This window comes from Chryseobacterium sp. PvR013, assembly GCF_017833095.1.
GTDB classification, from domain to species: Bacteria; Bacteroidota; Bacteroidia; order Flavobacteriales; family Weeksellaceae; genus Chryseobacterium; species Chryseobacterium culicis_A.
Map to the genome: position 1 here is coordinate 3,090,723 of NZ_JAFIBT010000001.1, position 25,385 is coordinate 3,116,107.

Here is a 25,385-nt window from a genome sequence, read left to right on the forward strand (position 1 = left end):
ATTACTTATACTTTTTATGCATGATCAATCCATACACAATATGCAAAACTCCGAAACCTATTGCCCAGAATAATAATCCCCAACCCAAAACGAATAATGAAATAAGTCCTAAAATAATTTCAAGATATCCTAAATACTTTACATCCGTTAATGTATAGCGTTCTGCTGCCACCAAAGCCAGTCCATAAAAAATCAAAGTGGCCGGAGCAATGAAAACAAAAAGATGATGATAAAGAAGCGCAAGGCAAAAGATTCCGCCTGCAACCAAAGGCACTGCAAAGGTAATCAAAAGTCGCTTTGTAGTGGCATCCCAGATCTTCAAACCTTTCTTTTTACTTTTATGAGCAGTAAAAATATAACCGCTAAGGACAGCAACTACTAAAATGGCTGTTCCAGTCAGAACAAGTTCTTTAATTAAGGCAGTACCCAATATGTTTCTCTCTCCATCAAGATAGCTTATTCCCTCCCTCTGAAAAACAAAATACACATATATTGCTCCAATAATTGCTGTCAAACCTGCAACAACTCCGGATAAACCGCTTAAAGAAATAAATCGGGAAGATCGTTCCATCATAGAACGGATATGAGATAAGTCTTCGTGATAGTTTTTTGAATCCATAAAAAGAACTTTGAATTACAAAGTTATAATTTATTTTTAATCCACCAATTATTTATTCTCAATTTTGAAAATAATTTTTCATTGAAAACCTCATCTTCTATATAAAAAGAGAACCCCGCTATAAGCAAGGTCCTCTATCATATATTAAAATCTGTACATTTTATAACGGGTTCTGAACAATCAATGGATTGGCATTGATCTCAGCTCTTGGAATCAGGAATTCCCAACGTAAATCTGTATTTGCAACTGTCATTACATTATTGGTCACTATCGACTGATGATTCGCACCCGTTCTATCCAGCCCTTGATTTAATCTCTTAAGATCTAAGAATCTGAAGCCTTCACCCCATAGCTCAAGCCTTCTGGTATTAAGTACTTCTGTAAGATAGGCAGCTCCTGTAGCTGAAGTCCCTACATAATTTGCCTCAGCATCAGTAAATCTTTTTTTACCTAATGTATTCAATACTGCTTTTGATCCTGCCTCATCACCTAATTTTGCTAAAGCCTCTGCTTCTATAAGATACATTTCTGCAGATCTCATATAAGGTACATCTACCCGACTGTCGGCCTGACTTGCAGCTAAAAATTTCTGGCTTGTATACGGAAATTTAGAATATGTTGAAGGCAAAGCAAGAGCGGTGTGTGCTCCCGTCGGGTCAAAATTATCAATTCTAACATCTTTTTTATTGAGAAATAATTGGTACAATTTACTATTGATCGCCTTTGGAGCCTGACGAATATTAGTTGAATTAAAGTTTCTCGACATATAAGCACCAAAGTTAGAGAATGAATCTCCCTGATCTGCTATAATGGTAGCACCCCACATCCACTCACTGTTTCCTGCCAGATTGTTGAATCCTGCAGTATAAGCAGTTTTATCCATCAAATCGAATCCTGCGCGGGCAGACTGGGCAGCCGTTACAGCCGCAGCATAATTCCCTTGTGTTAATGCAATTCTGGCTTTTAATCCTAAAATTACTTTATCATTAAAGTGCGATTTTGTAGCTCTGGCAATTCCGGCAAGTCTGGTTGCTGCTTCGTTAAGATCTTTTCCGATCTGCGTATACACTTCTTCTACCGTATTTCTTGCTAAAGGTATTTCATTGGCCTCCAATCTGATCGGAACACCAAGTTGAGTGTTATTTGCACCCGGAACATATCGTTTACCATAAATCTGAACCAACATGTAATAGCAGAAAGCCCTGAAGGCATACGCTTCGCCAATAGCTGCTTTGATAGTAGTAGCATCAGCTGCAGTAGGTGCAGGAACTGAGGGACCATTCGCAATAACCAAATTTGCATTTCTGATTAATGCATAGTAAAACTGATAGGGATAAAAGGTATTAGACGCACTGTCATTTACCTGATCCTGCCATCTTACTGTAGATATATACCATCCATTTCCTGTGGATGGAAAAACAAGATCATCTGCCAAGGCATCCATCATAATCATAATTCCACCCTGACCATTCTGCCCCTGGCTGTCATTCTGTCTGGAATACATATCTCTATGCATTCCGTTGATGATTGCCATCAGATTGGATGCACTGGAATAAGCGGCTTCTTCTGAGGCTGCAGTAGTAGGATCTGTCTCCAGATAATCACTCTGGCATGAAACCATTCCTGTAAAGACTGAAAGAACAACAGCCCACTTTATATATTGCTTTGCGATATTTTTCATAATTAATTATTTAAAAAGATACATTAAATCCAATAGTCACTACTCTTGCCGGAGTATATCTGTTTGATGCGGTACCGTTAAAAGCCTGTGATGGCTCCAGCCCCTTTCTTGCCGTTTTGCTCCATAAATTCTCTCCTGAGACAAGAATTCTTAACCCTGATACACCAAGCTGAGATAAAGTTTCAGGGCTGAAGCTATAACTTAAAGTAGCCTGTCTGAATGTAATAAAATCAGAACTTACCAGCCATCTTGAAGAGTTACCAATATTGGAGCTCGTATAGGTTATAGAATTCAAAGCGGGAACATCAGTGATCTGCCCCGGAGTGGTCCATCTGTCCAAAATATCTGTACTTAAAGCTCCTCCCTGTGAGTAACTGGACATTAATGCTGCATAATTGGAATCATATGTTTTTCCCCCTAACTGATAAGTAAACAATGCTGATAGTGACCATTGCTTATAAGTAATAGATGTTCCAAAGCTTCCAAATAAATCAGGAATTGCCGTTCCTGAATAATCGAATTTGGCCTTACTGGAATTGGTTGTCACTTTGATACCATTTACCGTTCTGATATCAGCAGCTGTGGTATTGGCATACGTATCAGCTACCAGAAATAGAGGAGAACCATCTGCAGGATCTACACCATACCATTGTCTTAACCAGTAATCATATATTGAGTGTCCTACAGAAATTTTCTTGGTTCCGTTGATAATTTCCGTGATCCCATTTGAAAGTTCTGTTATTTGATTTTTAAGTGTAGATGCATTCGCAGTGATATTCCAAGTGAAATTTTGGGTTTTAATAACATCAGCATTAATAGTGAATTCAAATCCGCGGTTATACATTGTTCCAACATTCCTGCTGATTGTATTGTCTGGAACACCTGCAGAAACAGGAAGAGGAACAGGGAAGATCAGATCTTCAGTCACCCTGTTATAATATTCTACAGAGCCTGTAATTCTGTTATTTAAAAATCCAAAATCTACACCTACATCAGTTTGCTTGTTCGCTTCCCAGGTAATTGAAGGATCTGCTAAAAAGCCAAATAAAATCCCTGGCTCCTGGGCGTTATTATACCCTAAAGTATAAGTACTCTTGTACATAAAATAACTATTCGTTCCATCATTTCCAACTTCTCCGTAAGAACCTCTCAGTTTTAATTCACTGATAAGGTTAGAGTTACTTAAGAACTCTTCTCCTTTCAACCTCCATCCCGCACCAATTGACCAGAATGAATCCCATCTTACATCTTTTGCGAATCTTGATGAACCGTCCCAGCGGATAGATCCTGAAAGCAAGTATTTTGATTTATAATCATAATTTAACCTTGAGAACACCCCTTCTTTTCTGTAGTTATCCTTACGGGAAGTAAGTGATGCCGGAGTCACAAAGTTGATCAGTTCATCATTATCATCAACAATCTGCCCTTTTTTATATCCATACAAATACTCATACGTATATTTATAATTTTCATGCCCTAAAAGGAATTCAAAATTATGATCTCCAAATCTTCTTTTATAATTCAGGAGTTGGTTCCAGGTAAATGTTTGTTCTGTAAAACTGTATTTCTCTGCAGAACCTCCCGGAGCAGCGTCTCCTATAATTTTATTTCCATAGGTACTCCTTCTGTTATTTCTGATATCAAATCCTGCATTTGTGGATAAAGTAAGATAAGGATCTACCTTAATTTCAGCATAAGCTCTTGATATGATATAATAATTTTTAGAAAGATCTTTATTTAAAAGAGTTTCCTGAATTACATTTCTTCCGGCCGCTGCATCGGCTCCCCTTGCGCTTCCAGCATCATATATCACATTTCCATCATTATCATAAAGGGTTGCAAATGTAATAGGATCATGGGCATATGGGCTATAAATAGGAGCCATTGTTCTTGTCCATCTGTAAGGATTGATATAGGCTGAGTTATTATCCGCTCCATCTACGGAATTATTCCCACTAGAAGAAACCCCACTGATGCTTGTTCCCAATTTCAACCAGCTTTTAACCTGGGAATCTACTTTTAATCTTGCCGTAAATCTTTCAAAATCTGATTTGATAAGATATCCGGTTTCATTAGTGTATCCTACTGAAGAAAAATACGTTGTTGTATTGCTTCCTCCACTGTAATTCAATTCATAATTCTGTCTGAAACCTGTATTCATCAAAGGTTTCTGCCAATCTAAATCTGTATATTTAAGTTTTGCATCGGGATTTAAAACCCCATTAACAACCAACTGAGTATTAGGAACATCGAAAACATTGGTTTTCAAAACACCGGAAATTAGCTGTGCTGTTGCATAGTTATTAGCATCAGCAATTGTTATTCCAGGCATCGAAGTCATTCTACCGTTTCTTATGGATTCCCAGATAAGAGGATAATATTGATACACATCCACTCTATTGTATTCAGGAATTGATCTTCCTACCGCTCCTGTACTCATACTAAAGTTGAAGGCATCTTTTCCTTTTCTCCCTGATTTTGTCGTAATCAAAACAACACCATTGGCAGCTGCAGAGCCATACAATGAGGTGGAAGCAGCATCTTTCAGAATATTGAATGATGCAATATCATTAGGGTTAATAGCTGCCAGAGATCCGGTATATATCGTTCCGTCCACCACGTACAAAGGTGAGGTTGAAATACCATAAGACCCTATTCCCCGAATCTGAATACTTGGTGAACTTCCCGGCTGACCTGTCCCGGTACTGACCTTCACGCCGGCACTGGCACCATCCAACGCCTGCCCGATACTTGTTATGGGACGATCTGCAAATTGTTTTGCTTTCACTTCGGTATTGGAACCTACCATGGTTTCTCTTTTCTGACTTCCATAGGCTACTACAACAATTTCATCAATCTTAGTATCCTGAGGTATTGTATCATGTTTAGCCTTTTGGGCTTCTACCACGTGCCCTCCTACAAAGAATAGCACAGCAGTAGTTAATATTAACTTCATTTTCATATTTAACAAATTTTAACAGTATGAATGCAAATATATGTAACTAAAATTGATAAAAAGTCAATAAAAAAGATATTTAAATAAATTAAATACAATTGATTTATAATTTTAACTAATTATTTAATATCAATTAAAAAAATAAATCAAAACAACGTTAAATTGGCTTAAAAAAAATTAAACATTTATTTAAATTATATTAAAACAATATAAATATCTAACAAAAACAAACATTTCATTACCGAAAATAAATAACTAAACAAAATAAACCATCAATAATGCAATCTAAAAAACAGGAAATAAAAAATCCGGAAAAGCAAATGCTTCTCCGGATCCTATGTAGATTAAATCCTGTTATGTATTACCAGCTAAGAGCAGCTTATTTGGCTCTCAACCTTTCTTTAATAGACTCAATATTTTTCTTTGCAGAATCTTCAAGGATAAGGCTTGCACTCATATGGATTCTTGCAGGCATCAACTCATTGAAGTGGTCTGTACCTTCCCATGAAACTTTTTTAATTAATGCTAAAGCCTCGCTGCTTCTTGACGCTAAAGTTTGTAAAAACTGCTGTAATTTTTCATCCATCTCCTGAATATTCTCTGAAACAGAATGGTAAATATTATGCTGTTCCGCCCATTCTGCTGATCTGAAATCTGCATCAATAGCCATGGCAGAGAATTGGGATTTTCCGATTTTTCTTTCAACATAAGGTCCGATTACAAAAGGTCCGATTCCAAGATTGATTTCAGTAAGAGCCAATGCTGAGTCTTTTGTTGCAAAGCAATAGTCTGCTCCACACGCAATTCCTACTCCTCCTCCAGTTGTTTTTCCCTGAACTCTTACCACTACGATCTTTCCACAGTTTCTCATGGCATTTAAAACTTTTGCAAAGCCACCAAAAAATCGGGTAGACGCTTCAAGTTCTTCAATTGCTAAAAGCTCATCAAAACTTGCCCCTGCACAGAACGCTTTCTCACCAGAACTTTTTACCAGAATCGCTTTCACTTCATCTTTAGCTCCTTCTTCAAGGATGGTTGCTGCCAGTTTTTCTAAAATCGCTCCCGGAAGAGCATTACTTTTGGGTGTTCCGAAACTGATTTCGGCAATATTATTTTTAATTTCTGATGCTACAAATTCGCTCATTTTTATTTTTATTGGATTCTTACAAAAATACGAAATACAGCTCGTTCAGAGAAACTTAAAGTTTATATTTTCTTTTCAGATCTGTATACTTAAAGATATTATTACGTAGAAATACGGAGTTTTTAATTTGGTATTTTCTACTCTAGTCCCCACCTCATATTAATCGTTCCTTTGAACTGAGAATAATAATCAAAAGGCGGAGTCTGAAAAGCCTGTAAAAAAGAGTAAGAAATTTAACACTAAAAACATATTATCATGGACGAGTACATTGGAATTGTAAAATTATTTGCAGGAAATTTCGCACCTAGAGGCTGGATGTTTTGCGATGGAAGCTTAATCAGCATTTCGAGAAATTCTGCCCTATTTTCTATTTTAGGAACCACTTATGGTGGAGACGGGATCACTACTTTCGCTCTTCCCAACTTAAAAGGGCGTATGGCTTTAGGGGCAGGAAATGTAAATGCCAATCAGTTTTATCCTTTAGGAGTAGTATCGGGTACTACACAAAATACACTTTTAGCATCAAATCTTCCAAGTGTGGGTGCCGGATTTCAGCTTAAAGTAGCCAATAAGAATGCCAATTCATCTACTCCTACAGCCACTTCAACCATTGCGATCTCAGGAACACAAGTGGGCAGAGATTTCAATGCAGTACCTAGTTTCGTGAACGACGCCAGCCCTGATACGGTTATTAACAGTCAAAGCATTGCCTTCATCGGACAGAATCTGCCTGTGAATAATATGCCACCTTATCTTGGCCTAAATTATATTATTTGCGTTGAAGGGATTTATCCACCAAGGGATTAATACCCATACAAACACCTAACATTTAAAACAAAAATCATGAAAAGCACTACTTTTTTAGCAATCTGTAGTCTGCTCATTTCAATTTTCTCATTCGGGCAGACCAGTACAGAACAATTTGAGACAGAATCGAACGGAAGTGCAAGCTTTACCGATAATGGAGTCATTTTCAATATCATTTCCCATGTAAGTGTTTTTGATATTCAAGGAAATTTTCCTGGAACCGGCTGGAGTGGAACAGCAAATGACAACAGATACATTGATAACTCCAACGACACTCAATCTCCACCGTCATTCAGCATTAAAACCACTTCCAATCTGTTTAAAGTAAACAGGTTCTGGATGTATCTTTCTGCATTGAACCTGGATCTCAATGTAGCAGGAACACTGACTGTAACCGGAAAACTAAGCGGAGTAACCAAATTTACCCAAACAAAAACTACCGGATTTGCAACAAGCTTAGGCAGTACGAACGGATATACCTTAATTGATCTTACCAACTTAAACGGTCAAAATTACTCAAACATCGTGATTGACGAGCTGCAGATCACTGCAAACGGAGCCTTCCGATATGTAGGTTTAGATGCCTTCACCTGGGTAAAAGACAGCAATCTGGTATTAGGTATTTCCGAAGCTAAAAGCGCTCAAAAAAACTTGACTGTTTATCCCAACCCAACCAGCGGCCCCCTTTCTATCACCACTGACAAAGCCAGTGAAGCTAAAGTATACAGCCTGGATGGAAAAATGCTGAAAACGATACACACTCAGAAAGGAAATAACGAAATCAATATTTCAGAACTTCCAAAAGGAGTTTACATCATCAAAACAGCAACGGAATCTACCAAAATCATTAAAAAATAAAGTCATAAAATTTCACATAAGTTCCACATTCCCATAAAGATTCTAATTCATGAATGACAAATCCCTTTCGACGAAGGGATTTTGTCATTTTTTTAGAGCTAAAATATATTTGTCTATATAAAGCTGTTTTTCTTTTGATTTGTATTGCTGAATATATCTTGGATGCTCCAGAACAGTCAGTCTATCGAACAGTTTTGCCTCTTTGTTTAGTTTTGAAATAAATTCCGCATTCTTTTTACCAAGGACAAAAACTTCTGATGCATCGAGATTAAGACTGAGATGCTTCTTCAGAGATTCAATCATAAAGTCTTTGACAGATTTGAAGAGTTCCTTATCATCGTAATAGTTGGCATTAAGCCAGCCATTCTTTGTTCTCCTTACAATAGCCAGCGGAAACGGAGAATTGATATAAACATCTTTATAGAAAAGATCAGCGCCGCCATATTCTTCAATCATATCATACATAAAAACTGAAGAAACTTCATGGGTGTGAGCAGATTTCATTGTTATCCCGCAAACGCTTTCAAGTCTTTTGGTATCGGTAAAAGGAACTCCGGTTACTCCTGCTCCATGACGGCTCGGATTAATACCAATTATAAATTTTCTACGAACTGAATCATCATAGTATTGATGATAAAACTTCTGCATGACCATTAAGGTTTCAGGATTATCCAGATATGGATTCAGGACTTCAAACCCTTCAGGAAGATTTCCTGTATAGCTGAGGTTTTTGTTGAAATCTATGACATGGTCGGCAAAAGTTGTATTCATATCTAGTTTTTAGAAAAAATAAAATTTTCAGGTTGATCGTTCTCATCTTCATCTTCGTCACTTAAAGCTAATTCAATATCAATGAATTGAATGTATAAACCACAAATTTCATCGTTACCATCGTAAGCAAAGTAAACAGGATAAGTACCATCACCAAAACCACTGGCAAACATGGGGATCTGATAATTAGTACCTGGAACTGTCCAATTGATCCAGTCTCCGGCATCTCTCTGATTGTTGGGATTAGCCTGATAGCTTTGTGAGAAAAGCGCTGCGAAATAATCATCGTACACATTGTTAACATCTATTTCATCCACAAACTTATCTACAAAAGGAAGTACTTCTTTATCAGTAATACAACCTAAACCAGCATCCACTCCGAAACCAAAAAAATCATCTTCAGTTACATCCTCTAATTCCTCAACCCCAACTAAAGCCTCTCTGTAAATGACTGGTTCTTCTTTAGTAAATTCAACTTTTACCACAGCATATCTGTCTCCCCAATCTTCGGATTTTACGACAGCAATGGTCACCGGAAAATTTCCTATAGGTGTCTGAATAAAATAAGGGGATTGATTGGCATTTAGGGAAACCAACGGATCTCTTACCACCACTTTTCCAGAAGGAAGGGAAACATTTCCTATTTCCATGGTCTCCATTTTCTGTCCCAGAATTTCATCCGAAGTAAAATAGGTTTCCAAATCTGTAGGACAAACCAAAATATTCTTCACTTCTTCCCAGTTTTGCATCCAGCTCTGATTCATTGTATTATATTTTTTTGAATTAATTTTAAGATTGAAAATAATGAATAAATCCAAGGGTGTCAAGTAAGACTGAATTTTTAACAAAAGATTATAAAAATAAAGCTGCAAATCAAAATGAATTGGTTTAAAACCTTGACATAAGTATTGTAGATCGTTAGTATTCTAAAGGCTTGTAGTTACGAAAAGTTTTATAAAAATCTTCATCATTTCCTTTGAATGGCTTTTCTTCAATAATTATAAATTTGCCTGCAGAATCTTTTTCTTCCACAAGTATTTTATCAGAAACATCAACTCGTGCAAATTCATCCAGAGAATCTTTTTTAATTTTTAAAAATGCCGTTGTAGTGGAACCTGTTAAAATTACAGAATTGATACAGTTTAATTTTGAATTAAAACTCAAGTTTGGATAATCATCTGAATTTTTAATGTGGATAAAATTTTTATTCTCCGGATTATATACAAATAAAGTCATCACTATATTCCCTCCTCTTCCAGCGATAGCACTTTGGTAGGTTATATCATTAAATCCGTCGTTATTGAAATCACCAATTTGAACATCCAAACCAGTCACTCCATCTTTATCAAATTTGAAACTGTTTGTCAGTCGCCAGATGTCAATATCCGTTTTCTCACCTTTTACCCATTTCTTTTCCGATTTATAAAAATTAATTGACACAAATACATCTCCGTTACCTGTATGTCTGAATTTCTCAAATTCAACTTTAGTTTTACCTTTTACTCCAGCATGTAAACTGTCAACAAATTTCTCTTCAGAAAAATAGCCTTCTTTATCAGGTCTTGGACTTCCTGAACAGGAGAAAAGAAGCAAAGTTGATAGAGATAAAAAGAAATTTTTAAAGAATTTCATGATAACAAAACATATATAAATTTAACTAATTTCTACTAGATTTTAAAATAAAAATCCTCTCCAGGCTAGTACTGAAGAGGAAATTTTTATCATTATTTTAAATTAAATCAATCCAAATTGCTGGAAGTGGTGGGTAAAATGCTTTTTGTGCATCAGTTCCCACATTTCTTTATTCAGTTTTCCGAATACAAAATTCATGTGTTCTGCCTGTGGATTTTCTTTGTAATAGATTACAAATTTCTTCAGGTTATCCATGAATGACAGCTTTGCTGCTTCCAGATTTTTATGCGTCAGTTCCGGAAGCGAACCATCCTGAGGAAGGAACGGAGCTGTAAACTCCTTTGGCATTGCTCTGTGATTGTAAAGAGAATCCTGCCATTTTTCAAGATTTTCCTCCGGAGTGAAACATTTTTCGGCTTCAGGTTCTCCAAAGCTTACCAATACAGCCTGTTCAAGGTGTTCTATCATCTGCTGTGCTGACATTTTTCCCCAAAGAGAAGGAGTACTTTCCGTTAATCCATTCAGTATTTTCTGAACATTTTTCACATTCAGATCAATGAAAGGGGATTGTTTTGCGACCAATGTTAAGATTGTTGCCACACAGACCACCTCATCTCTTTGGTTCACTACTTCCACCAACCATTTTACAACACCGGAAGGAATGTTTCTTCCTTTTACGCCTCTGTTGATTTTTTCTTTTGCCGTTAAATAAACCGTGATGGTATCTCCGGCATATACAGGCTTGAAGAAACTACATTCTTCCAATCCGTAGTTAGCAATTACAGGTCCTTTTTTACCTGAAACGAATAATCCTGCCGCTGCTGAAAGAATGAAATATCCGTGAGCTACTGTTTTATCAAAGATTGTTCCTGTTAAACTTGTCGCATCCGTATGTGCATAGAAGTGATCCCATGAAACATTGGAGAAGTTTACGATATCTGCATCGGTAACTGTTCTTCCTGCCGTTTCTAAAGAGTCTCCTACTTCCACTTCTTCAAAATATTTCTGGAAAGGATGTTTGTCTGAGAATTTTTTCTCTGCTCCCTGCTGGTAGATTTTAGTAATGGCTTTAAGCACATCCGGTGATCCCTGAATGGCTGTTTTCTGTAAGAAGAAATGAAGACCGCTTAGTCCACCCATTTCCTCACCACCACCAGCTCTACCAGGTCCTCCGTGCATTAATGTTGGAAGTGGAGAACCATGACCAGTACTTTCCTTAGCGTTATCTCTGTTCAGAACAAAGATTCGTCCGTGTTGGGAAGCCATTTTCCATGAAGTTTCGGCAATAAAGTTCTCATCATGAGAAACGATAGATCCTACTAAACTTCCTTTTCCTCTTTTTGCCAGTGCCGCTGCTTCTTCAGCATCTTTATATGGCATTAACGTAGATACCGGCCCGAAAGCTTCTACATCGTGAGAGATATTTTTTTCGAAAGGCTTATCATTCAGGAATAGTTTCGGACTCATAAATGCTCCATTTTCATAGTTGGCATCTACCAGTTCGTGTTTTCCGTCATAGACAAGTTCTGTTTCTGATTTTAGAATGTTTACTTTTCTTAGAACTTCTTCATACTGCTGTCTTCCCACCAGAGATCCCATTTTGGTTTCTCTGCTTAATGGGTTTCCGATTTTTGTTTGATCCAAAGCTTTAGACAAAGCATTCTGAACGTCACCGATTAAGTGCTCAGGAACGATAATTCTTCTGATTGCCGTACATTTCTGTCCTGCTTTTGTGGTCATTTCGTTACGAACTTCTTTGATGAATAAGTCAAATTCCGGAGTTCCCGGTTTTGCTTCCAATCCAAGAATTGAACAGTTCAACGAATCTGCTTCCATATTGAAACGAACAGCATTCCCTGCAACAGAAGGAAGAGATTTTAATTTTCTTCCGGTATGGGCTGAACCTGTGAATAAAACAGAGTCGCCATCCTGTACATAATCTAAAATATTTCCCGGTTCTCCGCAGACTAACTGTACAGCACCTTCAGGCAGTACTCCACTTTCAATCATATCCTGGAATACGGCGTTGGTAAGGTAAGATCCGAAAGGCGATGGCTTCACAATAGAAGGAACACCCGCTAATAAGGAAGTGGAAAGCTTTTCTAACATTCCCCAAACCGGAAAGTTGTAAGCATTGATCTGTACAGAAACTCCTTCACTGGGTGTTAAAATATGAGTTCCTAAAAAGGTTCCGTTAGCAGAAATCTTCTGAGTGTCTCCGTCTACCCAAAATGAAGTATTAGGAAGCATTCTTTTTGCCAATCCGGAATAGGTAAAGAAAGTTCCGAAACCTCCTTCAATATCCACCCATGAATCAACGTGGGTAGCGCCTGTTTTGTATGATAAGTCGTAGTATTTTTTCTTTCTTTCCAGGAGGTAAAGTGCTACTTTTTTCAACATTTCTCCACGGTCGTAGAAAGTCATTGAAGAAAGGTTTTTATATCCTACTGTTCTTCCATAGTCAAGAGCCTGTTCAAAATTAAGCCCTTCTGTGTCGGAAACAGCTACCTGTTCTCCTGTAACGGCATTGTACAAAGGGATTCCGTTTCCGGTACCTTCTACCCATTGTCCGTAGATATAGTTTTTTAACTTTTCCATATTGAATTTAATTTAACAATGTATCAATCTAGCAGTTTACCAATAAATGCTTACTGTATTCAGCACGAAAGGAATTGTTACATTTTTACATTGGTATATTATTATATTTATAATTTATTTCGGTTCCTGATAAGGAAACATCTTTACCAGTCCTTCATATAAACTTCTATGAAGAATAGTGGCGTGATTGTCTGTTTCCATCATTTTATATTCTAATGTCCAGTTTTTCTTTCCTGCTTTTTTCAAAACATCGTAGAAAGCTTCGGCATCTTTTACCATCACCGGATGTTCTCCTTTCCCTACAGACACATAGACAAACTTTTTAGTATCCGGAGATTTTGAAAGTAATTGTGGAGCTTGTTTTAAAAGGCTTTCGTCATCCCACCACAAACTTGGGCTAATGATAAAGTAGTTGTTGAACATTTCCGGTTTTTTCAAAAGGATTTCTGTGGCCAAAAGCCCTCCTAAAGATTGACCAAAAAGGTATTCTTCTGTAGTTTTGAACTGACTTTCCACATAAGGTTTTAATTCTTTTTCAACAAATGCTATAAACTTATCTGAGTGTCCTGTTGTAGGATAATCTTTCTGTAAGTCTTTTAAATCAGTATGAAAAGTAAAATCCCTTTTTCTGTCTACATTAGCAACTCCCACCACAATGGTTTCCGGCATGGAATACATCTGATTAAAGAATTGTACTAATCCTGTCACGTGAATAAAATCTTCATTCATACTTCCATCGAGCAGATAGATTACAGGATATGATTTTGTTTTATCAAATCCCTGTGGAAGATAAATATTCAACGTTCTGTCTTCATTTAACGTTTTGGACTTAATGGTCCTCACTTCTCCGATTGTCAATGGTTTTGAAGTAACAGTCTGTGCTGATACTACACCATTCATCGCCAGCATCATGCTGCACACAAGTGCAATTTTTTTAATCATATTTAATTTTAATGGTCATTATTTGATATCATCCCAGATACTGTAATCCACAATTTTGGTTGGGATCTGCTGGACATATTCTGTAAAAGGTTCACAAGGCAGAATAGCTTCTTTTCCTTCTCTTGCCAGTTCCTGATATAGTTTTGTTCCTTCTGTTTTCCAGTGGATCATTTCGTCAGAAACATCACGGATAATTTTTGCAGGACTTCCCACAACTAATTTTCTTGGTTCACATCTGAAATTGGCAGGAACAAAAGCCAATGCTCCAACAATACTTTCATCACCGATATAGGCTTTGTCCATCACAACGGAATTCATTCCGATCAGACAGTTTTTTCCAATATGACCCGAATGAATGATTGCTCCATGCCCGATATGTGCAGATTCTTCTAAAATGGTTTCTATATTAGGGAAAACATGAAGGGTACAGTTTTCCTGTACGTTGGCTCCATCTTTAATGATAATTTTCCCCCAGTCACCACGGATTACCGCATTGGGACCGATATATACTTCTTCACCTATTTCTACATTCCCAATAATGACTGCCTGCGGATGAATGTAAGCAGAAGGTTTTATAATGGGACGAATCCCGTGGTATGAGTAGATGTTCATAAAATTTTCGTTAAAAATTTAATATAATAATATATCAATTTAACAGTTTACCAATGAGATTCTTCACTACATTATATTTCGTTCAGAATGACAAAAAACAATAATTGTTACACTGGTACACTGTTATATTACATTGAAAAAATTATACTTTTTCAATCACCATTGCATATCCCTGTCCTACACCGATACAAAGGGTACACAATGCATATTTTTTATCCTGTTTCTGAAGTTCCATTGCTGCAGAACCTACAATCCTTGCTCCGGAAACTCCAAGCGGATGACCAATGGCAATAGCTCCTCCATTTGGGTTTATTCTGGTGTCATCATCTTTTAAGCCTAAGCTTCTCGTTACAGCAAGTGCTTGTGCTGCAAACGCTTCGTTTAGTTCAATGATATCCATATCTTCCAAAGAAAGATTCAATCTCTTTAATAATTTTTGAGTAGCTTCTACCGGGCCAATTCCCATGATTCTTGGTTCAACACCTGCTACAGATGATCCCAGAATTTTTGCTTTTGGCTTTAAACCATATTTTTTTACGGCTTCTTCACTTGCTAAAATTAAAGCAGCTGCACCATCATTCATTCCTGAAGCATTTCCAGCAGTTACTGTTCCTTCTTTTCTGAAAGCCGGACGAAGTTTTGCCAGACCTTCCATAGAAGAAGAAGGCTTAATGAATTCATCTTTTTCGAAAACAATAGGATCTCCTTTTTTCTGAGGAATTTCAACTTTTACAATTTCTTCTGCCAGTCTTCCGCTTTCCTGTGCTTTAGTAGCTTTCTGCTGAGACCAAAGGGCAAATTTATCCTGATCTTCTCTTTTGATCTGGTGCATATCGGCTAAGTTTTCTGCTGTTTCTCCCATTCCGTCAACCCCATATAATTCTTTCATTTTAGGGTTGATGAAACGCCATCCGAAAGTAGTATCAAACATCTGACTGTCTCTTCCGAAAGCAGCGCCAGGTTTTGACATCACATAAGGAGAACGCGTCATATGCTCTACTCCTCCTGCAATATAAATTTCTCCTTCTCCTGCAGCAATGGAACGAAATGCATTCGCTACCGCAGACATTCCTGAAGCACATAGTCTGTTGACAGTCTCTCCACCAATTTTATAAGGAAGACCTGCCAATAAAAGTCCCATTCTTGCAACATTTCTGTTATCTTCACCCGCCTGATTGGCACATCCGAAAATAACATCCTCAATTTCCTCCACAGGAACTTCAGGATTTCTTGCGACTACTTCTTTAATAACAATAGCTGCTAAATCATCTGCTCTTACTTCTGATAATCCTCCCTGCAATTTTGAGATGGGAGTTCTGACATAGTCTATGATGTATACGTTGTTCATTTTTTTTGCTTTAGGCTTTAAGCTATATGCAGTAGGCTCTATCAGCTTCAAAAAAGCTTACTGCCTATTGCTTCAAGCTTACTGCTTATTATAATTCTGTTACTTTTTTTCCGATTTTGTAGACTGTTCCTACAAATTTTGCAATCAGTTCTTTATTTTGATTGGTAATCTGAATATCATACACCGCTGTTTTTCTGGTATCATTTACCAAAATACTTTCTGCTCTGAAAATATCGCCTTCTTTTCCTGCTTTGGTAAAGTTGATGATACAGTTCAATGCTACAGCAGCATCTCCGGTATTGTTGGAAGAAAATGCCAGCGCTGAGTCTGCAAAAGCAAACGTAACTCCGCCATGAACTGTTTTAAGCCCATTAATCATATCTTTCTTGATAGGCATTTCTATTAAACAGTAATTTTCTTTTACTTCAATCATCTTAATATTCATCCACTGGGAAAAATAATCCTGATTGAACATATAATCTGCTACTTGTCTTGGGTTCATTTCTATTAATTATATGTTTGTTATTTCTTCATACAGTTCATCAGATAATCTGTCGTAAACATTCATTGTTTTTCCCAGAATGATTTGTCCGTATGAAAGATTTTCTGAGTCTGATGAATTTTCAGAGGGATAGGATTCGTCTAAATCAATTCCATTTTCAATGGCTAATCTTTTGATCAGCTCTTTATATTTTTCATTAAACTTTCCTAAAAGCTCAAGTCTTTCCTGCTCATCAACAGAGGAAGCTTCCTGAGTTAAATATTGTTTCTCTATTGAAAGCCTTGTCTCCAGCTCTGCTCTGAATTCTTCTATATTCATAATATTAATTTGAAAATTAAATAAATTTGAGAATTTGAAAATGAAAACCCATTATACAATTTTCAAACTGACACATTTTCAAATTATTTAATTCATTTTACGAAGCAAAGGACTTTGTCTGTATCTTTCTTCCTGATATTCTTCGTAAAGGCTCTGTAAGGTTCCGGAGATTTTTGCATACCCGATTTCTTTACCCCAGCCTAATAATCCTTTTGGATAGTTTACACCTTTCTGCATTGCCAGTTCAATATCTTCATCATTGGCAACGCCTAATCTTTTGGCCTCAACCGCTTCGTTGATCAGCATGGAAATGATTCTTAAAAAAATCTGCTGATACAAAACATCATCTTTCTGAGCGACAGTTTTTTCTGCTCCTTCGCTGTAATCGTAGAAACCTTTTCCTGTTTTTCTGCCGTGAAGTTTGGCTTCAGACATTCTTTGCTGCAATAAAGATGGCTTGTATTTCGGGTCATAGAAATAGTCTTTGTAAACAGTTGTTGTTACGGCAAAGTTCACATCCACTCCGATAAGATCCATCAATTCGAAAGGACCCATTTTGAAGTTCCCTAACGTTTTCATAGCATCATCTACCTGTTCCGGGGTAGCAATATTTTCTTCAACAATTCTTAGGGCTTCTCCATAATAAGGTCTAGCAATTCTGTTGACGATAAATCCGGGAATATCTTTGGCAATAACAGGAGTTTTCCCCCACTCTTTCATGAGGTTATAGAGTTTTTCTGCTAATGTTTTTTCTGTTAATAAGGAAGGAATAACTTCCACTAAAGGCATCAACGGAGCCGGATTGAAAAAGTGAATTCCGATGAAGCGCTCCGGTTTCTTTAGTTCTGCACCGAGAGAGGTGATAGAAATAGATGAGGTATTGGAACTAAGGATACAGCTTTCTGAAACGTAATTTTCAAGTTCTGTAAATACTTTGGTTTTGATATCCTTATTTTCAATAATCGCTTCAATGATCAGTTCACAATCTTTGAAGTCTTTTAATTCTGTAGCAATGGAAATGTTAGATAAAATTTCAACCATTTTTTCTGATGAAATTTTCTGTTTATCAACCAATTTCGTTAATGTTTTTTCCAGACCTACCGTTGCCGTTTCTACTTGTTTTGGATTGGCATCATATACCCAAACCTTGCATCCGTTCGTTGCGGCTACTTGTGCAATGCCGATTCCCATTGTTCCGGCACCGATAATTCCAATATTTTTCATTTTGTACAATGTAAAATGTACAATGTAAAAAGTATTTAATTGTGTACGTTGTACATTGTACTTTCTACATTGTACAATTTTTTATTTTCCTTTATAATTAGGTTTTCTTTTCTGTAAAAAGGCATTTACTCCTTCAATGAAGTCTTCTGTGCCTGCCGCTTCCTGCTGAAGATCTCCTTCCAGCTCAAGCTGTTCTTTCAGGGTATTGGTATAAGAATTAGCGAACGCTTTTTTTGTCAGCTTAATTGCTGCGGTAGGCATGTTTGCCATTCTTTCAAGAATTTCCATAGATTTTGGAACGAATTCTTCTTCAGTGAACACTTCTGCTACAAGACCGTGAACTTTAGATTCTTCTGCTGATAATTTTTTACCTGTAAATGCTAAATAATTAGCCAACTGTCTACCTAAAAGCTTCGGTAAGAAGTACGTTCCTCCTGTATCAGGAATTAAACCGATATTTGAAAATGCCTGAGCAAAATATGCTTTCTCATTCGCCAAAACGAAATCAGAGATTAAAGCCAACATAGCTCCGGCACCTACTGCAGGTCCGTTTACTAAAGCAATAACCGGTTTTTTGCAACGGGTAACTTCCAGCACTAAGGGATTATAGTAGTCTACCACAATTTTTCTGATGATGTCATGATCATGGTGTTCTTTGCCTACCACAAATGCTTCATCCAGATTCTGACCTGAGCAAAACGCTCTTCCTCTTCCGGAAATAGCAACACATCTTACCGTTTCGTCATCGCTGCATTCTTTAACAAAATCTCTAAGATCTGATAAAGCCGGCTTGGTAAGAGCGTTCATTGTTTCCGGTTGATTAAGATATGCGATTTTAAGCTTTCCGTCAAAATGCGTTTCAATATCAAGTTGTGTATACATAGTTTTTATTAATTTATTATTTAACAACGCACTAATTTAACAATATAAATCAATGTAACCGTCTAATAATTTGACAATCTAACAATTCCTTCGTTATGCTTTGCATAGCCGTAAAGTATATTGCAGACAGATGGATAACTCATCAATGACATTTAAAATAATCAAATGGCTCCAGGCAGTCTAAGCACTGATAAGAAGCCTTACACAGGGTAGACCCAAATCTGCTGATCTGCTTGGTATGTTCGGAACCGCAACGCGGACATTTTTTTGGTTTTCCGATATGATGTTCATCTGCCCCTTTTTCCGGAGGTGTGATTCCGTAAGCACGAAGTTTTTCTCTCGCTTCATCCGTCAACCAATCTGTTGTCCAGATCGGAAACATCTTGGTTACAACTTTAGCTTCCCATCCGTTTTCTTTCATCATTTTGATAATATCCTCTTCAATGGTAAACATAGCGGGACAGGCAGAATAAGTAGGTGTAATGATCACTTCACAGGTATTTTCACCTGTAATCTGTGCCTCTCTTACAATTCCTAATTCTACAATATCAATCACGGGAATTTCCGGATCGGGAATGGTTTTTAATAAATCTAATAATTTGTTCAATTTTTTTAATCTAACAGTTTAGCAATGTAAAAATATACCAATAGCCTTGTCCTTATTTCGATTGTAGACTGGTACTTAAAATTTTGTAAATAATTTTAGAAATTTCCAATATTTGATTTTTCAATCGATCATCAAAGGGATAATTTTTCGAATGTTCGCATAAATACAGCCAATATTTTGTTTCCTCTGCTTCTTTTGCAGCAATTTTCATCTTATGGATAAAATCATTTTTGCTTGAAGGGTTTTGAGCTTCATGAGCATTGGCTCCTATACTTGTTCCCGAACGTAATAGTTGTTTGGATATCACATATTTTCCAGCAGTATCTAATTTTTCACAATATTCAATAATGTCCAACGAAAACTGAAGTGTCTTATTAATGATTGCATTATTATTCTGACCATCCATATTGATAGATTATTAAATTGTTTCATTGTTACATTCGAAACCTACCAAGTACATCCAGGATACGCTCTCTGCATATACTGAAGCTCGCAAAGGATAAATCCGAAATATTCCGTGTGATATCCTGTTCTTGATTTTGGCTGCATGAAAGGATTTTCAGGATATTCTAAACCGAAATCTGCAAAATCTTTTTGGGTAACTGCAAGGAATTCTTCGTAAAGAGCGTCTGCATTGGGAGCAATATTTAAAGCAACAAGATCCTCTTCGCCTTCTGTTTTAGCAAAAAGACCTTTTGTATACTCCCAGATATTTTCAATCCCTTTTACCAGACGTTCACGACTTTCTTCTGTTCCCTGAGCGAAGATTTTCATCCAGGAAGAAGCATGGGTGTAATGGTATCTAACTTCTTTTAAAGATTTTTGAGCAATCGCTGACAGCTCTTCATTCGCAGAGTTTGATAACGCTTCATACATCAGTTTCTGATATACAGCCAACACATATACTTTAAGAATAGTCTGTGCATAATCTTCATTAGGAAGTTCTACCCAATGTGCATTGACGTATTCGTGTTCGTATCTTAAAAATGCAATATCATCTTCACTTTTACCATTGTCTATCACTCTTGAAGCGTACACATAAAAGTTGTTCGCCTGCCCTAGCTCATCCAATGCAATATTTGTCAATGCAATATCTTCCTCTAAATAAGGACCTTCACCGCACCATGCAGACAAACGCTGTCCCATAATGAAACTGTCGTCTGCTAGTTTTAATAAATAATTATATAATGGGTTCATTGTTTAATTTTTTGTAAAATGTAAAATGTCGGATGTACAATATACTTTTTACAACGGACATTTTACAGAAGATTACATATTTTTTACGTCGTTGGGGATATCGTAGAACGTTGGATGACGGTATAATTTATCATCAGCCGGATCAAAGAATGCTTCTTTATCAATCCCTTCCGAAGTTACAATATATTTGCTTGGAACAACCCAAACAGAAGTACCTTCTTTTCTTCTTGTATAAACGTCTCTTGCATTTTGCAAAGCCATTTCTGCTGTTGGTGCCTGTACAATTCCAACATGTTTGTGAGATAATCCCGGTTTAGTCTGAATAAACACTTCCCACATATCTAAATTTGCCATAGTCAAATTAATTTAACAATGTATCAATGTACCAGTTTAATAATGAGATGCTTCGACAAGCTCAGCATGACAATGATTGTTACATTTCTACATTGGTATATTGTTACATTATTATATTACTTCTTTTTGTTGTTTCTCTGCAAAAGCTGCTGCTGCTTCTTTCACCCAAGAGTTTTCTCTTTGCGCTTTTCTCTTCGTTTCGATACGCTTCTTGTTGCAAGGTCCGTTTCCTTTTAAGATTTCCATGAATTCATCCCAGGGAAGTTGACCAAAATCGTAATGTTGTCTTTCCTCATTCCATTTCAAATCTTTATCCGGAATAGTTAATCCTAAGAATTCAGCCTGAGAAACGGTAACATCGATAAATCTTTGACGAAGGTTATCATTACTTTCTCTTTTTACTCTGTAATTCATAGAGATTTTAGAGTTTGGAGAGCTGTCATCGTTTGGTCCGAACATCATCAGAGCCGGCCACCAGAAACGGTTTAATGAAGCCTGAGCCATTTCTTTCTGTTGTTTTGTTCCACGGCACAGTGCCATTAAAATCTCATATCCCTGTCTTTGGTGGAAAGATTCTTCTTTACAGATTTTCACCATCGCTCTTGAATAAGGACCATAAGAATTCCCCATCAGCATTACCTGATTCATAATAGCAGCACCATCTACCAACCAGCCGATGGCACCAATATCTGCCCAGCTTAGCGTGGGATAATTGAAAATACTTGAATATTTTGCTTTTCCTTCCAGCATATCATCATAAGTAGCATCTCTGTCTGCTCTGATGCTTCCGTCTCCTAAAGTTTCAGTGGCAGAATAAAGATATAAACCATGACCTGCTTCATCCTGAACTTTTGCCAGAAGAGCCATTTTTCTTCTCAATGAAGGCGCTCTGGAAATCCAGTTAGCTTCCGGCAGCATTCCTACAATTTCAGAATGTGCGTGCTGTGAAATCTGACGAACCAATAATTTTCTGTAATCATCTGGCATTACATCTTTTGGTTCTACTTTATTTTCCTCGTGAACGTATTGAACAAATTTTTCTAAGTCCATTTTTTTGTCTTTTGTACTAAAGTAAAATGTCGGTTGTACAATGTATTTTCGATATACGTTTTACATTATACGTTTTACATTTTACAAAAAATTAAACATCATAATTAAGCATCACCACATTGGTCGTTGGGTGACATTGGCAGGTAAGAACGAAGCCTCTGGCTACTTCTTCTTCGGTAAGTGCATAGTTTTTCTCCATGAAAACTTCTCCTTCTAAAACCTGCGCTTTACACGTACAGCAAACGCCTCCTTTACATGCGAAAGGAACCGGAAGCTGATCTTTCAATGCTTTATCTAAGATACTCTCTTTTTTAGAATTAAGGTGGAACGAATATTCATCATCATCAATGATTACCGTTACCATACTTTCAATATTGGCAATGGCCTTGAATTCATCACTCATTTCCTCCGTATTTTCTTCATCCGGAGCGGTGAAATATTCAAACAAAACCTGAATAGCAGGTACTTTTTTATCTTTCTTCAGATAATCGGCAATCCCTTTGATCATTTCTGAAGGTCCGCAAATAAAGTAAGTTGCTTCTTTGATGTCAATATCTGTATATCTTTCAAATAGCTGCTCCAGCTTTTCTGATGAAATTCTTCCTTCAAAAACAGGGTCTTCATGCTTTTCACGGCTCACTAAATAAACAACTTTCAGTCTTCCGTTGAAATGCTCTACCAGTTTGTCGATCTCTGCTTTTCTTAAAACATGATTCATGCTTCTGTTGCTATAGAACAGGTAAGCAATACTTTTAGGTTCCTGATAAAGACTTTCTTTGATATTGGATAATACTGGAGTAATTCCGCTACCTGCCGCCAGACCAACATAAGTTTTTACATTTGTCGGGTGATAAGAGGTATTAAAACCACCCATCGGAGGCATCACTTCCAATACTTCATCCATATGAAGATGCTCATTGAAATACCCGGATACCTTTCCGCCTTCAAGCAATTTCACCAATACTTCCAGCGTATTGCCTTTTTCACTTGGAGCATTACAGATAGAATAAGAACGTCTTTCTTCATTTCCGTTGATGATCATACGGAAATTCAGATACTGCCCTTGCTTGAACCTGAACTTATCTTTCAGTTCTTCAGGGATTTCCACCGCTACATTCACTGCTTCGGAGGTATCTTTCTGAACCTTAACTGTTTTAAGTTTATAAAATGAATTCATTATTTTTTTAGTATTCTATTAATTTTTCCACCTTCGCACTTCGGCAAACTGTCCTGAGCATGAACTTTTACTTTCGTAGTAATCCCTACCCTCTTTTTTATTTCGTTTTCTATATTTTTTCCAAAGTTCCCGACAAAATTAAAATAATCATCGGTATTGGCACTTATTTTCTGAGATTTCACCAGTTCATCATCTATTTCAACATCAATGTCCAGAGCAATACACATATGTTCTTTTTCCACAGGGGTCAAATAGTAGTTGGGAACCACTCCTTTTACATATGAAAAGGCATCTTCAATCTGACTTGGATACACATTTACTCCTCTTACAATCAGCATATCATCTGCTCTGCCGACAATGGGTTTCATTTTCACCATTGTTCTTTTCGCATTTTCATCGTAGTAAAGGCTTGTGATATCATTTGTCCAATATCGTAAAAGCGGCATTGCTTTTTTCGTTAAAGTAGTGATCACCAATACGCCCTCTTCCCCGAAAGGAACCGGCTGTTTGGTTACAGGATCTAAAATTTCCGGATAGAAATGATCTTCCCAGATATAGCCTCCACCTTTCTCTTCGAAATCCTCCATGGAAACTCCAGGCCCGATGATTTCACTCAATCCATAGATATTGGTTGCATGAACACCTAATCTTTCTTCGATATGGCCTCTGATAATTTCCGTCCATGGTTCTGACCCTAGTACCGCATATTTAAGACTGATTTCGTCTGCAGAAATTCCTCTTCTGGCAAACTCATCGGCTATGGTTAAAGCGTATGAAGGAGAACAGCAGATCACTTCCGGCTTAAAGTCTACAATCAGATCTACCTGTCTTGCTGTCATGCCTCCGGAAATAGGAAGTACGCTCATTCCCAACATTTCTGCTCCGTAATGAAGACCTAAACCTCCTGTAAAAATCCCGTAGCCATAGGCATTATGCAACTGCATTCCTGGTCTTGCGCCTGCCGCATGTAAAGATCTTGCCACCACTTCACTAAAAAGATCTACGTCTTCTTTGGTATATCCTACCACGGTCGGTTTTCCTGTAGTTCCGCTTGAACAGTGAATGCGCTGAAGCTCATTTTTTGGAACGGTAAATAACCCGAACGGATAGTTATCTCTTAAATCCTGCTTGTAAGTAATAGGAAGTTTCGTGATATCTTCAATCGACCTTATATCCTGTGGAGATATTTGCAATTCATCAAATTTCTTTTTATAAAATTCCGACTTCTCTTCCAAATAGCTGATCAGGCTGATCAACCGGTCGGATTGAAGCTGTCTCAACTGACCCAGCTCCAGATATTCAACTGAAAAATCCATAAAACTAACTAACATTTGTTAGGTGTAAATTTAAAAAGATTTTGCTAGCTGGCAAAATTTTTATGACTTTTGTCATATTTTGAATGATTCTAAATAACAAAATAAAAGCTAAAATGCTTATTTTGTAAAACGTATAATATAAAATGTAGTAATGATTCTATTTACCAAAATTCTATGAATGCTGATTTCCAAGCAGACCAAAAAGAATTTTATCTCTGATCTCATCGGTAATTTCATCGGTAGAATCACTGCTTCTTTTGAACCAGAAGTATGAATTATTTAAAGTATGAAGAATAAATCTTGTGGTAAATGAAGGTGATTTCAGCTCCCATTTTTCTGCTTTGTAGATCTCAGAAATCAGTTCTTCAACTTCCTGCTGGTAGTTTTTTCTTAATTCTACAAATTCAGGAAGTCTTTCTTCAAGATGCCTCCACTCATTGGAATAAATATGGGTAACATCACGGTTTTTAAGAACAACCGAAAGGTGTTTATCCAAAAGCAGATTCAGTTTTTCTCTGGGTGCAATATCCGTATTTTTTACTTCCTGAAGTTCATCGAAAAACTCCTGAGCAATGCCAAAACAGATCCATTCCAAAATTTCTTCCTTTGAACGGATATGCGCGTACAGTGATGCTGCCTTGATATTGAGTTTCGTAGCCAGATCTCTTACCGAGCTTCCCATATAGCCCTTCTCTTTGAAAAGTTCTACTGCTACGTCTAGTATTTTTCTCTGTTTTTCCTTTAGTTCCATCTGGTAAAATGCAAAAGTAACTATTCTGATTTAAACTGC

Annotated in this window: 25 protein-coding genes; 2 read left to right on the plus strand and 23 right to left on the minus strand. The window is 37.0% G+C overall.

Going from position 1 to position 25,385, the window contains the following annotated elements; all coding sequences use genetic code 11:
* Window position 1: 1 nt before the first annotated feature.
* The 4 genes from JOE44_RS14055 to JOE44_RS14070 form a co-directional block, all read right to left on the minus strand.
* Window positions 2-619: a hypothetical protein gene (locus JOE44_RS14055; RefSeq protein WP_209786054.1), complete on the minus strand. Its 618-nt coding sequence runs from the start codon at window positions 617-619 to the stop codon at window positions 2-4.
* A gap of 160 nt (window positions 620-779) precedes the next feature.
* On the minus strand, window positions 780-2,300 hold the full coding sequence (locus JOE44_RS14060) for a RagB/SusD family nutrient uptake outer membrane protein (protein WP_209786055.1): 1,521 nt from the start codon (window positions 2,298-2,300) through the stop codon (window positions 780-782).
* A 10-nt stretch (window positions 2,301-2,310) separates the two neighbouring features.
* On the minus strand, window positions 2,311-5,256 hold the full coding sequence (locus JOE44_RS14065) for a SusC/RagA family TonB-linked outer membrane protein (RefSeq protein ID WP_245169786.1): 2,946 nt from the start codon (window positions 5,254-5,256) through the stop codon (window positions 2,311-2,313).
* 379 nt (window positions 5,257-5,635) lie between these two features.
* A complete protein-coding gene (locus JOE44_RS14070; protein ID WP_209786057.1) occupies window positions 5,636-6,400 on the minus strand; it encodes an enoyl-CoA hydratase/isomerase family protein in 765 nt (254 codons plus the stop codon).
* A gap of 255 nt (window positions 6,401-6,655) precedes the next feature.
* On the opposite strand from JOE44_RS14070, the gene JOE44_RS14075 reads away from it, so the two are divergent.
* On the plus strand, window positions 6,656-7,207 hold the full coding sequence (locus JOE44_RS14075) for a tail fiber protein (protein ID WP_209786058.1): 552 nt from the start codon (window positions 6,656-6,658) through the stop codon (window positions 7,205-7,207).
* Window positions 7,208-7,243: 36 nt separating this feature from the next.
* The gene (locus JOE44_RS14080) at window positions 7,244-8,065 is read left to right on the plus strand and encodes a T9SS type A sorting domain-containing protein (RefSeq protein WP_209786059.1); all 822 of its coding nucleotides are present in this window, start codon (window positions 7,244-7,246) and stop codon (window positions 8,063-8,065) included.
* 84 nt (window positions 8,066-8,149) lie between these two features.
* Here JOE44_RS14080 and JOE44_RS14085 read toward each other — a convergent pair whose 3' ends face one another.
* The 19 genes from JOE44_RS14085 to JOE44_RS14175 form a co-directional block, all read right to left on the minus strand.
* Entirely contained in the window at window positions 8,150-8,836 is a 687-nt protein-coding gene (locus tag JOE44_RS14085) for an SMUG2 DNA glycosylase family protein (protein WP_209786060.1), read from the minus strand.
* A 2-nt stretch (window positions 8,837-8,838) separates the two neighbouring features.
* Complete coding sequence (locus JOE44_RS14090) at window positions 8,839-9,600, minus strand: DUF4241 domain-containing protein (RefSeq protein ID WP_209786061.1); 762 nt, start codon at window positions 9,598-9,600, stop codon at window positions 8,839-8,841.
* A gap of 154 nt (window positions 9,601-9,754) precedes the next feature.
* Entirely contained in the window at window positions 9,755-10,468 is a 714-nt protein-coding gene (locus tag JOE44_RS14095) for a hypothetical protein (RefSeq protein ID WP_209786062.1), read from the minus strand.
* 102 nt (window positions 10,469-10,570) lie between these two features.
* Window positions 10,571-13,066: a phenylacetic acid degradation bifunctional protein PaaZ gene (gene paaZ, locus JOE44_RS14100; RefSeq protein ID WP_209786063.1), complete on the minus strand. Its 2,496-nt coding sequence runs from the start codon at window positions 13,064-13,066 to the stop codon at window positions 10,571-10,573.
* Window positions 13,067-13,180: 114 nt separating this feature from the next.
* Window positions 13,181-14,008, minus strand: a complete 828-nt coding sequence (locus JOE44_RS14105) for an alpha/beta hydrolase-fold protein (protein WP_209786064.1) — start codon at window positions 14,006-14,008, stop codon at window positions 13,181-13,183.
* Between the two features lie 18 nt (window positions 14,009-14,026).
* On the minus strand, window positions 14,027-14,620 hold the full coding sequence (locus JOE44_RS14110) for a transferase hexapeptide repeat family protein (protein ID WP_047429267.1): 594 nt from the start codon (window positions 14,618-14,620) through the stop codon (window positions 14,027-14,029).
* 142 nt (window positions 14,621-14,762) lie between these two features.
* The gene (gene pcaF, locus JOE44_RS14115) at window positions 14,763-15,968 is read right to left on the minus strand and encodes a 3-oxoadipyl-CoA thiolase (protein ID WP_209786065.1); all 1,206 of its coding nucleotides are present in this window, start codon (window positions 15,966-15,968) and stop codon (window positions 14,763-14,765) included.
* A gap of 88 nt (window positions 15,969-16,056) precedes the next feature.
* Window positions 16,057-16,470, minus strand: a complete 414-nt coding sequence (locus JOE44_RS14120) for a hotdog fold thioesterase (RefSeq protein ID WP_209786066.1) — start codon at window positions 16,468-16,470, stop codon at window positions 16,057-16,059.
* Between the two features lie 9 nt (window positions 16,471-16,479).
* The gene (locus JOE44_RS14125) at window positions 16,480-16,788 is read right to left on the minus strand and encodes a hypothetical protein (RefSeq protein ID WP_209786067.1); all 309 of its coding nucleotides are present in this window, start codon (window positions 16,786-16,788) and stop codon (window positions 16,480-16,482) included.
* Window positions 16,789-16,875: 87 nt separating this feature from the next.
* Window positions 16,876-18,012, minus strand: a complete 1,137-nt coding sequence (locus tag JOE44_RS14130) for a 3-hydroxyacyl-CoA dehydrogenase NAD-binding domain-containing protein (RefSeq protein WP_209786068.1) — start codon at window positions 18,010-18,012, stop codon at window positions 16,876-16,878.
* A gap of 81 nt (window positions 18,013-18,093) precedes the next feature.
* Complete coding sequence (locus JOE44_RS14135) at window positions 18,094-18,894, minus strand: enoyl-CoA hydratase-related protein (RefSeq protein WP_105684618.1); 801 nt, start codon at window positions 18,892-18,894, stop codon at window positions 18,094-18,096.
* A 142-nt stretch (window positions 18,895-19,036) separates the two neighbouring features.
* On the minus strand, window positions 19,037-19,501 hold the full coding sequence (gene paaD / locus JOE44_RS14140; protein ID WP_209786069.1) for a 1,2-phenylacetyl-CoA epoxidase subunit PaaD: 465 nt from the start codon (window positions 19,499-19,501) through the stop codon (window positions 19,037-19,039).
* Window positions 19,502-19,553: 52 nt separating this feature from the next.
* A complete protein-coding gene (locus JOE44_RS14145; RefSeq protein WP_209786070.1) occupies window positions 19,554-19,907 on the minus strand; it encodes a four helix bundle protein in 354 nt (117 codons plus the stop codon).
* A gap of 41 nt (window positions 19,908-19,948) precedes the next feature.
* The gene (gene paaC, locus JOE44_RS14150) at window positions 19,949-20,698 is read right to left on the minus strand and encodes a 1,2-phenylacetyl-CoA epoxidase subunit PaaC (RefSeq protein WP_209786071.1); all 750 of its coding nucleotides are present in this window, start codon (window positions 20,696-20,698) and stop codon (window positions 19,949-19,951) included.
* Between the two features lie 72 nt (window positions 20,699-20,770).
* Entirely contained in the window at window positions 20,771-21,052 is a 282-nt protein-coding gene (paaB, locus tag JOE44_RS14155) for a 1,2-phenylacetyl-CoA epoxidase subunit PaaB (RefSeq protein WP_034679196.1), read from the minus strand.
* A 111-nt stretch (window positions 21,053-21,163) separates the two neighbouring features.
* The gene (gene paaA, locus JOE44_RS14160) at window positions 21,164-22,102 is read right to left on the minus strand and encodes a 1,2-phenylacetyl-CoA epoxidase subunit PaaA (RefSeq protein ID WP_209786072.1); all 939 of its coding nucleotides are present in this window, start codon (window positions 22,100-22,102) and stop codon (window positions 21,164-21,166) included.
* A gap of 91 nt (window positions 22,103-22,193) precedes the next feature.
* The gene (locus JOE44_RS14165; protein WP_209786073.1) at window positions 22,194-23,279 is read right to left on the minus strand and encodes a 2Fe-2S iron-sulfur cluster-binding protein; all 1,086 of its coding nucleotides are present in this window, start codon (window positions 23,277-23,279) and stop codon (window positions 22,194-22,196) included.
* Window positions 23,279-24,595 (minus strand): AMP-binding protein, encoded by a 1,317-nt coding sequence (locus JOE44_RS14170; protein ID WP_209786074.1) that lies wholly within the window; start codon window positions 24,593-24,595, stop codon window positions 23,279-23,281. Before JOE44_RS14170 ends, JOE44_RS14165 begins: the two co-directional genes overlap by 1 nt.
* A 172-nt stretch (window positions 24,596-24,767) precedes the next feature.
* Window positions 24,768-25,346, minus strand: a complete 579-nt coding sequence (locus tag JOE44_RS14175) for a TetR/AcrR family transcriptional regulator (protein ID WP_105684611.1) — start codon at window positions 25,344-25,346, stop codon at window positions 24,768-24,770.
* Window positions 25,347-25,385: the final 39 nt, after the last annotated feature.

Bases quoted from the DNA above. Each gene is read 5' to 3' on its own strand.
- JOE44_RS14065 (WP_245169786.1), bottom strand. From the start codon at position 5,256: ATGAAGTTAATATTAACTACTGCTGTGCTATTCTTTGTAGGAGGGCAC.
- JOE44_RS14120 (WP_209786066.1), bottom strand. From the start codon at position 16,470: ATGAACCCAAGACAAGTAGCAGATTATATGTTCAATCAGGATTATTTT.
- JOE44_RS14060 (WP_209786055.1), bottom strand. From the start codon at position 2,300: ATGAAAAATATCGCAAAGCAATATATAAAGTGGGCTGTTGTTCTTTCA.
- paaC (WP_209786071.1), bottom strand. From the start codon at position 20,698: ATGAACCCATTATATAATTATTTATTAAAACTAGCAGACGACAGTTTC.
- paaB (WP_034679196.1), bottom strand. From the start codon at position 21,052: ATGGCAAATTTAGATATGTGGGAAGTGTTTATTCAGACTAAACCGGGA.
- JOE44_RS14105 (WP_209786064.1), bottom strand. From the start codon at position 14,008: ATGATTAAAAAAATTGCACTTGTGTGCAGCATGATGCTGGCGATGAAT.
- pcaF (WP_209786065.1), bottom strand. From the start codon at position 15,968: ATGAACAACGTATACATCATAGACTATGTCAGAACTCCCATCTCAAAA.
- JOE44_RS14070 (WP_209786057.1), bottom strand. From the start codon at position 6,400: ATGAGCGAATTTGTAGCATCAGAAATTAAAAATAATATTGCCGAAATC.
- JOE44_RS14170 (WP_209786074.1), bottom strand. From the start codon at position 24,595: ATGGATTTTTCAGTTGAATATCTGGAGCTGGGTCAGTTGAGACAGCTT.
- JOE44_RS14130 (WP_209786068.1), bottom strand. From the start codon at position 18,012: ATGAAAAATATTGGAATTATCGGTGCCGGAACAATGGGAATCGGCATT.
- JOE44_RS14080 (WP_209786059.1), top strand. From the start codon at position 7,244: ATGAAAAGCACTACTTTTTTAGCAATCTGTAGTCTGCTCATTTCAATT.
- JOE44_RS14175 (WP_105684611.1), bottom strand. From the start codon at position 25,346: ATGGAACTAAAGGAAAAACAGAGAAAAATACTAGACGTAGCAGTAGAA.
- JOE44_RS14135 (WP_105684618.1), bottom strand. From the start codon at position 18,894: ATGTATACACAACTTGATATTGAAACGCATTTTGACGGAAAGCTTAAA.
- JOE44_RS14085 (WP_209786060.1), bottom strand. From the start codon at position 8,836: ATGAATACAACTTTTGCCGACCATGTCATAGATTTCAACAAAAACCTC.
- JOE44_RS14110 (WP_047429267.1), bottom strand. From the start codon at position 14,620: ATGAACATCTACTCATACCACGGGATTCGTCCCATTATAAAACCTTCT.
- JOE44_RS14095 (WP_209786062.1), bottom strand. From the start codon at position 10,468: ATGAAATTCTTTAAAAATTTCTTTTTATCTCTATCAACTTTGCTTCTT.
- JOE44_RS14125 (WP_209786067.1), bottom strand. From the start codon at position 16,788: ATGAATATAGAAGAATTCAGAGCAGAGCTGGAGACAAGGCTTTCAATA.
- JOE44_RS14145 (WP_209786070.1), bottom strand. From the start codon at position 19,907: ATGGATGGTCAGAATAATAATGCAATCATTAATAAGACACTTCAGTTT.
- paaA (WP_209786072.1), bottom strand. From the start codon at position 22,102: ATGGACTTAGAAAAATTTGTTCAATACGTTCACGAGGAAAATAAAGTA.
- JOE44_RS14055 (WP_209786054.1), bottom strand. From the start codon at position 619: ATGGATTCAAAAAACTATCACGAAGACTTATCTCATATCCGTTCTATG.
- paaZ (WP_209786063.1), bottom strand. From the start codon at position 13,066: ATGGAAAAGTTAAAAAACTATATCTACGGACAATGGGTAGAAGGTACC.
- JOE44_RS14075 (WP_209786058.1), top strand. From the start codon at position 6,656: ATGGACGAGTACATTGGAATTGTAAAATTATTTGCAGGAAATTTCGCA.
- JOE44_RS14165 (WP_209786073.1), bottom strand. From the start codon at position 23,279: ATGAATTCATTTTATAAACTTAAAACAGTTAAGGTTCAGAAAGATACC.
- JOE44_RS14090 (WP_209786061.1), bottom strand. From the start codon at position 9,600: ATGAATCAGAGCTGGATGCAAAACTGGGAAGAAGTGAAGAATATTTTG.